General features: G+C 46.8%; 10 protein-coding genes. 5 read left to right on the forward strand and 5 right to left on the reverse strand.

The window, feature by feature from the left end; genetic code table 11:
- Positions 1-19 precede the first annotated feature (19 nt).
- Positions 20-4,843 carry an FG-GAP-like repeat-containing protein gene (locus tag LJ740_RS18895; RefSeq protein ID WP_229530694.1) on the reverse strand — a complete coding sequence of 1,608 codons (4,824 nt, stop codon included), beginning with the start codon at positions 4,841-4,843 and terminating at the stop codon, positions 20-22.
- Positions 4,844-5,279: 436 nt separating this feature from the next.
- On the opposite strand from LJ740_RS18895, the gene LJ740_RS18900 reads away from it, so the two are divergent.
- On the forward strand, positions 5,280-6,401 hold the full coding sequence (locus tag LJ740_RS18900; protein WP_229530695.1) for a putative manganese transporter: 1,122 nt from the start codon (positions 5,280-5,282) through the stop codon (positions 6,399-6,401).
- Between the two features lie 213 nt (positions 6,402-6,614).
- Here the strand turns inward: LJ740_RS18900 and LJ740_RS18905 are convergent, their stop codons facing one another.
- The 4 genes from LJ740_RS18905 to LJ740_RS18920 form a co-directional block, all read right to left on the reverse strand.
- On the reverse strand, positions 6,615-8,228 hold the full coding sequence (locus tag LJ740_RS18905) for a PepSY-associated TM helix domain-containing protein (RefSeq protein ID WP_229530696.1): 1,614 nt from the start codon (positions 8,226-8,228) through the stop codon (positions 6,615-6,617).
- Positions 8,225-8,485: a hypothetical protein gene (locus tag LJ740_RS18910; RefSeq protein ID WP_229530697.1), complete on the reverse strand. Its 261-nt coding sequence runs from the start codon at positions 8,483-8,485 to the stop codon at positions 8,225-8,227. Before LJ740_RS18910 ends, LJ740_RS18905 begins: the two co-directional genes overlap by 4 nt.
- Complete coding sequence (locus LJ740_RS18915) at positions 8,475-8,846, reverse strand: hypothetical protein (protein ID WP_229530698.1); 372 nt, start codon at positions 8,844-8,846, stop codon at positions 8,475-8,477. The genes LJ740_RS18910 and LJ740_RS18915 overlap by 11 nt, the downstream gene beginning before the upstream one ends.
- Positions 8,847-8,963: 117 nt before the next feature.
- Positions 8,964-9,272: a hypothetical protein gene (locus LJ740_RS18920; RefSeq protein ID WP_229530699.1), complete on the reverse strand. Its 309-nt coding sequence runs from the start codon at positions 9,270-9,272 to the stop codon at positions 8,964-8,966.
- Positions 9,273-9,413: 141 nt separating this feature from the next.
- Between LJ740_RS18920 and sdhC the strand changes: the two genes are divergently transcribed.
- The 4 genes from sdhC to LJ740_RS18940 all read left to right on the forward strand — a co-directional run bounded on the left by sdhC (position 9,414) and on the right by LJ740_RS18940 (position 13,368).
- Positions 9,414-9,794, forward strand: a complete 381-nt coding sequence (gene sdhC, locus LJ740_RS18925) for a succinate dehydrogenase, cytochrome b556 subunit (RefSeq protein WP_229530700.1) — start codon at positions 9,414-9,416, stop codon at positions 9,792-9,794.
- Between the two features lie 4 nt (positions 9,795-9,798).
- The gene (sdhD, locus tag LJ740_RS18930) at positions 9,799-10,140 is read left to right on the forward strand and encodes a succinate dehydrogenase, hydrophobic membrane anchor protein (RefSeq protein WP_229530701.1); all 342 of its coding nucleotides are present in this window, start codon (positions 9,799-9,801) and stop codon (positions 10,138-10,140) included.
- Between the two features lie 206 nt (positions 10,141-10,346).
- Positions 10,347-11,711: an imelysin family protein gene (locus LJ740_RS18935; RefSeq protein ID WP_229530702.1), complete on the forward strand. Its 1,365-nt coding sequence runs from the start codon at positions 10,347-10,349 to the stop codon at positions 11,709-11,711.
- A gap of 19 nt (positions 11,712-11,730) precedes the next feature.
- Positions 11,731-13,368 (forward strand): di-heme oxidoreductase family protein, encoded by a 1,638-nt coding sequence (locus LJ740_RS18940; protein WP_229530703.1) that lies wholly within the window; start codon positions 11,731-11,733, stop codon positions 13,366-13,368.
- The last annotated feature ends 6 nt before the right edge of the window (positions 13,369-13,374 follow it).

Here is a 13,374-nt window from a genome sequence, read left to right on the forward strand (position 1 = left end):
TTGTTGTCACCCTCCTGGCTTACAGCCAGCCGGACAACCAGGATGCTTTTACGTCAGCAGGGCGATTTCGCAGTAATTCGGTATTGCCCTGCAACATGTTCATTCTGGTGGAAACCGGCGCAGCCAAAGGAATATCCGTTGCCTGTTTACCAAAATTGGCACGTTGAATTTCGCCATCAGAACTGTTCAGTATATACCACATCTGATTCGACGGGCGTCTGACGGCGACATCGGCTTTGCCGTCACCATCGTAGTCAGCCACCACCGGAATATCGTCTGCCTGTTTGCCAAAATGGATACGTTGAATCTCGCCATCAGAACTGTTCAGTATGTACCACATCTGAGTGGCGGGGCGTCTGACCGCGACGTCGGCCTTGCCATCGCCATCGTAATCAGCTGCCACCGGAACATCGCCGGACTGTTTGCCAAAATTAATGCGTTGAATGGCCTGATCGGAACTATTGTAGATATACCACATCTGGTTGGAAGGACGTCGCACCGCAATATCGGCTTTACCGTCGCCATCGTAATCAGCCGGTACCGGAATATCCTCACTTTGTTTACCAAAGTTCAGTCGGGTTATGCCATCGCTGAAACCTGTCAGGCTGTCAACGCCTGAGGAGTTTTTGATGTACCACATCTGGTTTGCGGGGCGTCTTACAGCGATGTCAGTAATACCATCGCCGTCGTAGTCAGCAGGTATCGGAATGTCGCCAGATTGCGTGCCAAATCTCAATCGGCTAATACCGTCGGCAAATCCGGTTAGTCTGTCCACGCCTGAAGAGTTTTGGACATACCAATAGTGCGTTGATGGGCGTCTGACTGCGATATCAGTGATACCATCTCCGTCAAAGTCACCGGAGACAGGAATGTCTGCGGACTGGGTGCCGAATGTCAGGCGTTGTGTTTCACCGTTTCCGGAATTGGCAATGTACTGAATTTGTCTGTCAGCTCTTCTCACCGCAATATCAGCCCTGCCATCTCCGTCATAATCATAAGCAGTAACCGGCTGGGTAAGCTCAACCGCAACACTCACACTGCCGCCATTTCCGTTGTTACCACCGGTTGTTGCCCAGGTATCCGCTGCCAGATTGTCCGGGTTGTTTAACGCGATGAGTTCACCGTCCGCGGTTATGAAAATGACTTTTTTATCTACCAGTACCAAGGGCGAAGTGACCTGGCCGATGTCGCTGTATACATCGCGTTGTTCGTTTTCAGGTTTGACATTGTATTGCCATTGCAACTCACCCAAGCGCGTCGCTTCAGGTAACACCGCACTGACGTAGCCACTGCGGGTACCTGAGATAATGGTGCCAGCTTCATCACTGACAAAGCCTGTGATATCACCGGCAGAGCGCACCTGACGCTGGTCTTCTCCGGTTACGGTATCAATGGCGGTCAGCAATCCACCTTCACCAGCCCACAGGGTGCCATCTGCGTCGATGACCATCCCGGCATGAGTGCAACAACTACTGTTGCGCCACAATTCGTTACCGGAGGCATCAAGGGCAATTAAATAGGAGCCATTGTCATAAACGGCGTAATAAAGGTTACCATTGTTGTCCAGGGCGATGGTGCCGTAGTTTCCGGCGTATGCCGATTGAGATTGTGGCGTGTATTGCCAGTTTACCGCGCCGTCATTGGTTACCTGTAATACTGTGGCGTTGTCCAGTACCACGTAATAGACCTGATTGACGCTGCCTATGGAACTGATAATCTCATCGGTTTGTAATTGCCAAAGCTGTTCGCCCTGCAGGTTCATTGCCACCAGGTAGTAGTTACCATCAATATGGGCTGACGTCAGCAAGGTTTCGCCATTGGAGCGCACCGGCGTCAGGCCTTTTTCCAGCCAACTTGAGGCAAATCGCTGCTCCCACAGTTGCTCACCATTGGCTGATATCGCCTCAACAGAGCTGTATTCACCTGACAGGTAAACCACATCATCAATAACCGCAATCTGTGGGTAGTTTGATACCGTCCGATTGCTCCACAACCAGTTACCATAGCGATCATAAGCGCTCAGTTCTTGTCTGCCCGTTAACAGGTATAACTGATCAGACCCTGCCACCAGTTTGTCCGTCACGCTGGTGTTGAGGTTAGTTTTCCACGCCAGTTTACCGATGTCGTTGGATGGCTGTTCCGCCTCAGGCTCGCTGCGTGTCGCGTCGTTAGGGTAGGCATCTTCGCTGTCTGGTATACCATCGCTGTCGCTGTCTTCCAAAAGTGGTGACGTTCGGTTTTGATATTCAATCAGATTTGAGACGCCATCGTTATCTGCGTCTAGCTGACTGTCGTCGGCGCTGGGATCTAAGCCGTACGCCAGTTCCCACTCATCAGCCATGCCATCGTTGTCGTTATCTGCTAATACATTAACCACAATATTAGCCAGCGGTATAAAGCGATTTACCTGTTCAATATAGGCGTTCAGATTGTAGAGTATACGGCCTTCTCTGGTGGCCAGTCCGGTTTGCCGGAAGCTGATGCTGCCATCTTCATTCTCAATCCAGACACTGTTTGGCGTCGTGGCCTGACCGGCGTATTCCAGACTAATGGCCGGGAACGAAATGGACAAATCCGAAACTTCATTCCACACATTATTGATGGTGCCCGCCATGGTGAAATATTCGTTATCAATGACTGATATTTCACTGGCAGTATCCATGTCAGCTGTGGGTATTGCGGACCAGTAAACCGGAGCCAGTTGCACCAGGCCGGTATCTTTTACGGAGATTTCGACAGCATGGTGGGAAAACAACCAACTGTCGGGGCGGGGCACTTCTACGCTAAATCGATAGCCATTGATGCTTGCATCATAAGTGAGTTCGCTGCCTGACAATTGCCACCCTTCCTGGGACTGATTACTAACCTGAATCTCAATATCGTCAGTATTCGCAACATTGTGAATCGCCCCTGTTATCAACTGGCTGTCGGTTTCGCTATCAAATATGGTTGCCAACTCATCCAGGACGATTTGCGGCATTGAAGTCAGCAGTGCTTCAAGGTTGACGGTGACATAGGTTTCCGACAGAAAACGCGAACTATCAAAGCAGGCACTATCACCTTCACATAAGCGCACTCTGAAACGAATACCGCGGGATCTGATGTCTCGAATACTCAGCCCGGAAAGCAGGCGGGCAAGTTTTACCGGATCGTCAGTAAAGGCCACACTTAAAGTGGTTTCTGTTGTTTGGCTATTCAGTGAAACGGTCAAAGCATCATTGAAGCCTGAACTGGCTATATCGGTAAACTGGCTGGCGCCATTTACTGTTTCTTCCACAGTAACTGAAAAATTACTGTCTGCAGGCAGTGAAGGATGGCTTAGGATGATACTGACTGGCTCATTCTCAGATGCAAAATAGATTTGCTGTTCGCTGCTGATAGCAATGCTGGACTCAAATTCTGATGTCTGACGTAAGGCAATAATATCGGGTAGTGATACACCGTTATTTTCATAATAGCCTATCAATACCAGACACTTTTGAGTGGGATTGTCAGCCAGTGTCAGGTTGCTTTGATTTGTATCTACACTATGGGTGTCGTCTAAATTGCGAACAAAAAAGTCTGAACAATACTCACTGTTTAACTCTAGTAACTGTTTTTGAGAGTAATCCCCGTTGTTTAACCAACTTACTGTCAGGCCATTACCATCCTGGTTGAAGATTAAATCACTCAACGGTGCTGAACGGGTAGACAGTGGCCAGGTTTTTCTCAGGAATTCACTGGCATCCGCTGCATTGAGTTCGGTTTCAGCAACCCCGATGACCTGCTCATTGATTGATAAATTCGGATTACTGAATTTGTCAAAAGAAACGCCTCCTGATTGCATCACAGAGCCGACATTTTTGTTGTCGATAGTCGTGCTGAACCCGTAGGGAATGGCATAATCGTGACTTACCAGCAAGTTAGCTCTTTCGTGCTGCAGGCCCATTGAGTGACCAATTTCATGGGTAAGCACCATGTCATCAATATCAACGTGGATGTCGGAAAGAAACACGTGTCGACTCGCCTCTGATGTCAGGCCACCCTGGTTGTAATCATCGTCGGTGAAAGGCCACAGTTGTGCAAAACCGCCAATGCCAGGCTGCATATCAGGCTGATACAAATAAACGATTCGTTCTGCTTTTCCTTCCAAAATGGCTTTGTTGATTGGGGAAGTAGGATTATTGGAAAGGGCGACCAGATTGCTGATTTCACATTCATCAGAGACAGTAATGATGTCTCCCAAGGCAAAGCGAAAATCGTAAACTTCAGAATTTACCAGGATCAAATTGCTGTAATCAATCAACTGCGCGAATACGTCTTCAATAGTCATGTCTTTAGACAGCGCCGTGATCAGTACCTGACTTAAAGACTGAGGAGTGACCACAAAACTGGTGTATACCACATTGTCTTCAATAATATCCGACCGGGTCTGTTTCAAACCCGCAACAGACTTTTGCTTCAGGGGGAGTTTTAGCGGTTTGTTGTGACCGGGCGAAAGGACATGATCATTAAAGTTATCCTGTTCGGTATGCAGGTGTTTTTCTGATAAAGCACCATCTGCACTTAAGCTGAAAAATCGATTTTGACCTTTGAAGTTAATCTGAAAGTCCAGTTCCTGTTTCAGGTTGCGATGGACTTTTACGGTTTGTCCGGATTTAACTGAGCGATAAAAAACCACTTCACCCCGACCATCGTCATAGCGTTGCACTGCAATAAAACTGTCCAGAGCCGTGACAACGATTTCAGGGCGCTGCTCAAATCCCTTTAGATCCGGGATCTGAAATGGTTGATTGTGGGCCAGTGAATTACAGGAAGTGAAGAGCGCCAGAACAACAGCGAAAAGTACAACTCCGATTTTCATTTAACTACTCCATGAAAAGTGCGAAAGTCATCTTAGCAGTGGAATTTAATAGACTCAATTGTGAATTTAAAATATTCAAAATTTATCTAACTTGTTGTTTAATATGGTAAATAATTGTCTCCGATTGTCTTGCGTTATTTAAACAGATTGCGACTCCGCCTCGTCTGATTGACTGACATTTATTCAGAAATGTTCTTCTTCAGTTCGTACAAAACCGCTAAAAGCACGTACTCCTTTCACTGATTGCTTTGTTATTTATTGCACAGTAAATAGGGCGAACAGTTAAGTTAGATAAATAAAAATGTTGAATTCTTCTTATTTGCAAATAATAATGATTATCGTTTAGATTCTTTGGCAAGAACCCATGTTTCCATTCGAGATCGTATATTCAAATTTTAGGGCTGCAACACGTCATTATCGGCTCAGGTATCGCCGTATGCTGTTACCTGGATTTATACTTTTGCTGATTGTTCAACCTTCAACACGTGAAGTTACTGCCGGCGTGCTGGCTGATGCCTTTATTCAGGTATCTGCATTTGTTGCTGCCACGCTGGCGCTTTATTACGGCGTTTTGCATTCAGTCGGACAGGACCGCATAGCCCAATGGATGCAAAAACATCCTTTTCTCGAATTAAGTGTATGTGCTTTGCTTGGTGCGTTGCCCGGTTGTGGCGGTGCCATCATTGTGATTACCCAGTACACACAAGGTAAGATTAGCTTCGGTGCAGTAGTGGCTGTATTAACTGCCACTATGGGAGATGCTGCATTTTTATTGTTAGCACAACAACCATTGGATGGTTTATTGCTCATTTGCAGCATATTAGTGACCGGTATTGTCAGCGGATGGTTAGTGAATTTGATTCATGCGCCAAATTTTATGCGTCCAGCAATGAGTCAGGCAGAAATTAAAACCTGCGTAAATAAAACAGATTCGCCTGTACAGAAGGTTGTTGCCAATGCGTCCTTGCAGTTTTGGCGTGTTTTATTGTTGCCCGCGCTGGCATTGGGCGCTATTGCGGCGTTTCAGTTGGACGTCAATCTTATTTTTGGATTACCGGATAATAGTGTAGAAAAGCTGGGCGCAATTTTAGGGTTTGTCGCCGTTTTATTGTGGTCTTTATCATCCATTGGTGACACTTATGAAACGGTTACCAGTGAAGACCGCGCTGAAGCGCCGCAGCACTGGATGGTAAAAGTGGCGCAGGATACGCAGTTTGTGACCAGTTGGGTTGTTGCGGCGTTTTTGATGTTTGAACTGACGGTATTTTGGTTTGATATTGACCCGGTCGCTTTATTTCAAAGTTTAGGCCCTTCTGTGGTATTAATGGCGGTGCTGGTGGGGTTGTTACCCGGATGCGGTCCGCAGATCCTTGTGACCGGTCTTTACTTGCAACAGGCGATTCCCTTCTCTGCGCAGTTAGCCAATGCTATTAGTAATGACGGCGATGCCTTGTTTCCTGCTATTGCACTGGCACCGAAAGCGGCGTTAATTGCGACACTGTACTCTGCAATACCCGCTTTAGTCGTGGGTTATGGATTTCTCATCCTTTTTGAATGAGCGGAAACACAAGAGATTGGCGAGGCCAACTATGCCATTTTTCAAGGCAAGCGGTTGATGTCACTGTGATTGCAGATTCCACCTCAAATCCGCTCTTGTGTTAGCCCACATCTGCCGGTGCAGGTTGGCTTTAAACAGAGCTCCTGTCAGGGAACCGTTTCAGCGAGCCTGACTCCTTTTACATGGCTCCTTTTGCACTTTTTTGACAGAGCGTTAATCCGCAGCCACTGTTGTGCGCGGTTGTTTTCTCAACCTGATACCTAACCAGATAAACCCGGCAGCACAAATAGCCAATGCAACGCTCATACCCGAAACATCTTTGAATCCCTGTTGGTGCAGGCTTAGGATAATTTCACCCAATACCAACCATTCGTATATCACAGTCAGCGCGAGGGTCACTCCGGTTAGCAATGCTGCGCAACTTAAAAAGGGTAACAGGTTTTTGAAAAAGGCCGCCAGTAACACGGTAAGCAGTATTACAATGCCGAAGCTGGCTTCTACCACAGTGCCTCTGTCAGCAAGGTCTGCGACCAGCGTACGCTCCAGTAGTAGTGCGACGGCTGTTGCTACGATAACACCGGTACAGCCGCCGATGGTGAGGCCGCGCATAGTGGCTATGACCTTGGGATGATTACCCTGTTTTACGCGTTTTGCGATCCACAAGACATTACCGGCGACAATCATCATGCAGACGCCCATAGCCAGTAAAAAGTAAATGAAGCGTACATCCATACCGGCAAAATTAGCAAAGTGCATGTTGTAAAGGAGCCGGGTACCGTCTTCGAAAACATTGCCGGCTGGTGGATTTAGCGCTTCAGGGAAGTCATCGGTTTTAACCTGGTAATAAATTTCAAAGCGTTCAGCAAATGTCCCGTTAATTTCACCGCGCAAACGGATCACCGCATTTTCATCGCCGTAGTTATAAAAATTGAAATCATTGACGTCTACCTGATATTCGGTTTTGACCCGCTGCATTAGCTGGTTCAGATCAGGCATGTCATGGGTAATGTTCGCGGGTTCACTGGTAACAGTGGTAAACCCGGCATCTTTTACTACAGCATTAAAATCACCTCCATACAGTATCAGTACGGTCGGTATCTGCATGATAATACTGAGGTTTAACATTAAACCTGTCAGAGCAAACATCAGGCCATAGGGAAGTGTAATGACTCCAACGACATTGTGCAGATCCCGCATTTGATAGCGAGTTGATTTGTCTTTGCGATACAAAAAGAAATGTTTAATCAGGTTTTTAAGTTGAACAATAATGCCTGTAAAGATTAACACCAGAAAAAACAGGGTAATGAAACCAACAATATACAATCCTTGCGGGAGGCTAAGGTTGTAGTGTAAAGCATACAGAAAATCAGCCAGTTCAAATTGTCTTTCATCTGCTAATAATTCACCGCTATTAGGATCAATCACCAGAGACTTAAATTTAGTGGGCAATGGTGTTGCTTTATCGCTACTGTCTTCGGTTGTTGCTTGTTCAACAGATGAGGAATCTGAACGCTGTTGTATCACGTCGTCGTCAGGGACCGAAAAGCTCAAATCTAAGTAAGGCGAGTGATCAGAAGGTAACCTCAGAATAGAGCGACGACTGGTTACGGCGTTATACTGACTAAAATGTTCCTCCACCACACTATTCAGGTCTATTTCGCCGGCATAGTGATTAACGGGCATTTGAGGTAATACCGACCAGCGTTGCAGTTCACCATGAAAGAGTGTGATTGCTCCGGCCCAAAAAACGATGAACAGTGGAATTGATATAATCAGGCCGATCCAGCCGTGTGCGTTAACCGCGTTTCTGAGGGTTTCTGCCTTCATGCCCAAACTCCTGTGTAGAACAATCCATTAATAGTGGCCGAAATGGCCAGTGTTATCAGGCAATAGAGTAGGGGGCGCTTAATTGATGAATAACAATAAAACACAGTAAACAGGCCACCCCACAACAAAAAACCACCTACAAATCCGATGAACAGATACACATCTCTGGGAAAAGGCACAAGGTATGCAATATTTAGGAACAGGCTCATGCTTAATACGAGGCTAAGAATAATGCCGACGATGGTTTTAGCCCACATGAGCACCTCCCATTAATGCTGTAGCCAGTAAGACCGCACTGTAAGCGGGGACAATCACTCGCCAGTCAGGGGCATAAGGTGCGCATATCGCAAGTACTACCCAACTTAGCATGACAATGACCAGAGTGACGATTGCTGCCGCCAATGGATGATACTGAGTGCATAACAACAACGCCGATAAGAGAAAATTAACACTGAACTGGCCCCACGCCAGCGATTTCGAAATGGCTTTTGGCAACAATACCTGTTGTTTTGAGCTTAAATAAGCCCCAAGCGCGGCAATCATACCCAACTGAAAAGCAATAATTTTTAAGATTGGGAAAAGGCTGGCATCTGCCAATATTGGGATGGAGCTGAACAAAAGCACGTTCCTTGTTCGAATTGGTTCAAATTAGGCGGTCAGTATATAAGTGTATGCCCCTGGAGTTCCAGATCTAAATGGTAATGCTTCGCTTTTACTTTTGCGGGGCTGTAAAAATCAGTTCAGTTCGTCAAAAGTTTCTTCTTCCAGCGAAAACAGCAAATCTAACGCGGGGAGCACTACTGTGGCCGCGAAAACAGCGGCACATAGCGCCCAGACATACCCTAAACTGGTGTGGGATTTAATGAACCAGGAGACACTCATGCTGAACCAAAACATATTAAACAGCATAATTTTGAAGTTTGGTTTTAAACATCGGGCGCAAAATTTACAGGCCAGTACTTCGCGATTGAGTATGATCAAACGTTCAGAAAAACTGATACTTTTCCCACAGCAAGGGCAACTCCGTGCAAATAGATTGTTCATTACAAGCACCTGTCAATCAACACTATTTTGTAAATGGTAATCATTATTATTTAGCTTGTCATCAACTATTGTTAAGGGGTACACTAGCGCCAGGCGCAACGAAGATTTTTCATCAGTTTTGCAACGTCGGGAGAACGTTAAATGAAAAAAAATCGTCCAAAAAACATGGACCTTACCACCATTCAATTACCGGTCATGGGACTGGCATCGATCTTACATCGGATCAGTGCGGTCATTGTGTGGTTCGCATTTGCTTTTTTCCTGGCGGGTTTACACCTTTCATTGAGCTCCTCGGATGGTCTGACTCAGGTTAAAGACATGCTGAGCAATCACTTCATCGTACAGTTTCTCACCTGGGGCTTTTTGACCGCGCTTGGCTATTATGTTGTGGCGGGTCTTAAACACATCATCCAGGAATTTGGTTATTGTGAGTCGTTAAGGGGTGGCCGCATTATTTCGCAGGTTGCTATTGCCGCAGGATTGGTCTTGAGTGTTCTGTCTGGCTTGTGGGTTTGGGGGTAATAGCGTGAACTTTAAACGTAATGGCGTAAACGAGTGGATCTTCCAACGAGTCAGCAATGTTCTGATCTTTTGTTATGCGATTTTTTACATCGTTAATGTACTCTCCATGGGAGAAGTGACCTATGACGCCTGGGTGGCCTTACACTCGGCCACCTGGTTCAAACTGTACTCGACGGTTACGCTGGTGATTGTCATGCTCAATGCTATTTTAGCGGGGTGGCAAATAGGCACCGATTATACCCAAAAGGTACCTGTGCCAGGCTTTTCAGTTATTTTTCATAGCTTTTACACCATAGTGACATTAATTTTTCTGGTGGCAGGGTTGTGCATTCTGTGGGCAAGGTAAACCCGTTAATGCCTGTGTATCCGGAATAGAGTTCTGTACCTGGAGCCTGTGATCAGTATTTCAGTTATCGCAGGCTCTGAATACAATGATATTATCAGATATGCTAAGTCTGTGATGTTTAAATGATATTCCTACCTGGCAGTTTTTTTTACCCGGGTATTTCTCAATATTTTCAACTAATTCGACATTCAGAACGGAGTCCCAAATTGAAGAACCAAAATTTATTAGGCCTGTCTGTTTCATTGCTACTTGTTTCCTGTTCTCAGGCGCCGGTGGAATCCGATACCACGGCACAATCCGGCAGCAATGAAATTGCGCAACTGCAACAACAAATCGTCAAAACAAACGCCGATATCGCGTTTGCTGTGTATGAAGACGCGTTGATAAGTGCTAATGCTCTGCTGGAAAAGGTTGAAGCGTTTATCGCCCAACCAGATGAAGCAAATTTGCAGGCAGCAAAGGCCGCCTGGTTAGCATCCAGAGAGCCTTATGGGCAATCTGAAGTGTATCGTTTCCGCAATGGGCCGATTGACGTGTTAGCTTCCGACGGCACATACGGTGAGGAAGGCGACGGACCTGAAGGCAGGCTAAACGCCTGGCCACTAGGCGAAGCCATTATCGACTATGTCGCCGTAGAAATTGATGGCAGTGCCGGACCTGAAAATCCAGCAACACAACTGCAAGGTAGTTTAATTGCAAATGTGGATGCCTATCCGGAGATTAATAAGGAGGTCATCAGCCAGTATTTTGAGCATGGCGAAGATGAACGCAATGTTACTACCGGATATCACGCCATTGAGTTTTTATTGTGGGGGCAGGATCTTAACGCAGATGGCAGTGCCGCTGCCATCCGGGACAATACCCCAGGCCAACGCCCGGTCAGTGACTATTTGGTTAAAGCCGGTGAGTGTACTTCCGGTGAGGTTAACGTGTCTGAAGTTGTCTGTCAGCGAAGAGGCGATTACCTGTTAGCTGCAACCCAATTACTCATTGATGATTTAACGCTGGTAGTTGACGCCTGGCATCCGGAAACGGGTAGCCATTATCAGACATTTACAGCGAATACGAATAGCTCGCTCTCTAAAATCCTGGAGTCGATGGGACGTTTGAGTTTTGGTGAATTAGCTGGGGAGCGCATTAACATTGCGTTATCCACCGATTCTCAGGAAGATGAACATTCCTGTTTTAGTGACAATACCCATCGCGACATATATTTAAATGCTTTAGGGGTTCAGAATAGCTATTTAAATCAATATACTCGCATTTCCGGAGAGCAAGTCACGGGACCCTCCTTCGCGGACTTACTCAATGCAGTCGAGAAAAATGACCTTGCAACGTCATTAACCGATGCCTTGAGTAAAACGATGCAGGCAGCTGCCGTCGTTGATGAAAAAGCGAAAGCAGGTATTCCTTTTGATGTGTTGATCCAGGAAGGTGTTAATCAGCCTGATATCAAAGCAGTTATAACCGGGTTAGTGGCACAGACTGATATTATTGAGCAGGCGATTCAGGCACTGAGCTTATCCACGGGCGAGTTACGTCAGGATACCGAAGAAGATTTAAGTCAATAAATAAAAAAGGGCGAGTTGCATGTGGCTGAAAAGCACGAATCTTAGGGAGAAGGCAATTCGCCTGGTGTTATTTTCAATCTGCGCCCTGGTTATCGGCTGTAGTCCGGCAACACAAACTGATACACCAAAGCCGGATGAGGCTGAGCTAAACAATACAACGCCGCACAAGCACGAGTATATGTCTGGTGGTGCGGCGACGGTTTTTGCGTCCACAAGAGATGCATTCAGTCATCGTCCCCCGTCTGTCGCCAATAACTTTAAACTGGATGGCGCATTCACTTCCGGTGATCATTTGTTCCGCACGCCATTGCAGGGTGTAGGGCCAATACTAAACAACAACACGTGTCAGGGCTGCCATTTAAACGATGGTCGGGGTATTGTCCCTGTCAACAATGAACAGCCTTTTACCAGTATGCTGGTGAAAATTGGTGATGAATCGGGTGCGCCGGATCCTGTCTATGGCGATCAAATACAGACCTTTTCAGTGGCCAGTTTTGCTGAGTCGGGCTTTACTCCGGGTATGCCTAAATATCATGGCTCCCTCGCTGATGAACTTGTGGGTGAAGCCTACACGCTGGTTTTTTACGAAACGATTGCTGGTCAGTACCCCGATGGCGAGCCGTGGGAATTGCGTAAACCCGTTTACAAATTTAAAGAGATGTCTTTCGGTGATTTTGTTCAGGGTGTGCAATTTTCAGTTCGGGTGGCACCGCAAATCTTTGGTTCTGGATTACTGGATGCAATACCCCAGCAGGATATTATTGCGCTTGCCGATCCTGACGATACTAATGGTGATGGTATTTCAGGTAAGGTGTCCTGGGTAGTTGATGCTATTGATGGTGAACGCAAAATCGGTAAATTTGCGTATAAGGCACAAAACCCCAGTGTATTGCAGCAGGTTGCTGCGGCTTTCAGAGGAGACAGTGGCTTAACGAGTCGTGTTTTCCCTGAAGAGCCATGCACCCCGAAACAAGCCTCCTGCCTTGAAATTGCACAGCAAGAAAACCATGTTCCGCCAACCCCCGATTTGTCTGACACCGTGCTGGCTTTCGTTGAGTTTTACAATCGCACACTGGCGGTACCGGCAAACCGGGGCTTCGACAGGGAAACTCAACGCTGGGACAGCTCTGTTGTGGCAGGGCGAACGCACTTTCAGGAGATTGGCTGTGCAAATTGTCATACGCCGATGCACACCACCGGACTGGCCAAAGGGAGTGTTTTGGGGTTTCCTGGTCCACTGGGGTTAAGCGCCGCCGCTGAACCTATTGAGGTATTGTCCGGGCAGACTATTTATCCCTACACCGATCTGTTGTTACACGATATGGGTGGCAGCTGTGCTGTTTCCCGTGAGTTGGAGAGCGGCGGGCGTTGTGAAGCCGGTGCAGATTGTTATTACGTGCAACGCTGTAACGGTCTTGCTGATGGTTTAAAACAAGGTGACGCTGGTGGTACTGAGTGGAAAACGCCTCCACTGTGGGGGATTGGCCTGGTGCAAACGGTTAATCCCGCTGCGACTTTTTTACATGATGGGCGGGCCAGAAGTATCGAAGAAGCGATCCTTTGGCATGGTGGTGAAGCGACGGGTTCGCTGTCCGCCTTTAAATCACTTTCTAAAACAGAACGTCAGCAAGTGCTGGCATTCCTCAACAATTTGTAGGCTCTT

This window comes from Planctobacterium marinum (assembly GCF_020687805.1).
GTDB classification, from domain to species: Bacteria; Pseudomonadota; Gammaproteobacteria; order Enterobacterales; family Alteromonadaceae; genus Planctobacterium; species Planctobacterium marinum.

What these genes read in the sequence shown, in the direction of transcription:
- LJ740_RS18900 (WP_229530695.1), top strand. Translation starts at nt 5,280, where the DNA reads ATGCTGTTACCTGGATTTATACTTTTGCTGATTGTTCAACCTTCAACA.
- LJ740_RS18895 (WP_229530694.1), bottom strand. Translation starts at nt 4,843, where the DNA reads ATGAAAATCGGAGTTGTACTTTTCGCTGTTGTTCTGGCGCTCTTCACT.
- LJ740_RS18940 (WP_229530703.1), top strand. Translation starts at nt 11,731, where the DNA reads ATGTGGCTGAAAAGCACGAATCTTAGGGAGAAGGCAATTCGCCTGGTG.
- LJ740_RS18920 (WP_229530699.1), bottom strand. Translation starts at nt 9,272, where the DNA reads ATGAACAATCTATTTGCACGGAGTTGCCCTTGCTGTGGGAAAAGTATC.
- LJ740_RS18905 (WP_229530696.1), bottom strand. Translation starts at nt 8,228, where the DNA reads ATGAAGGCAGAAACCCTCAGAAACGCGGTTAACGCACACGGCTGGATC.
- LJ740_RS18910 (WP_229530697.1), bottom strand. Translation starts at nt 8,485, where the DNA reads ATGTGGGCTAAAACCATCGTCGGCATTATTCTTAGCCTCGTATTAAGC.
- sdhC (WP_229530700.1), top strand. Translation starts at nt 9,414, where the DNA reads ATGAAAAAAAATCGTCCAAAAAACATGGACCTTACCACCATTCAATTA.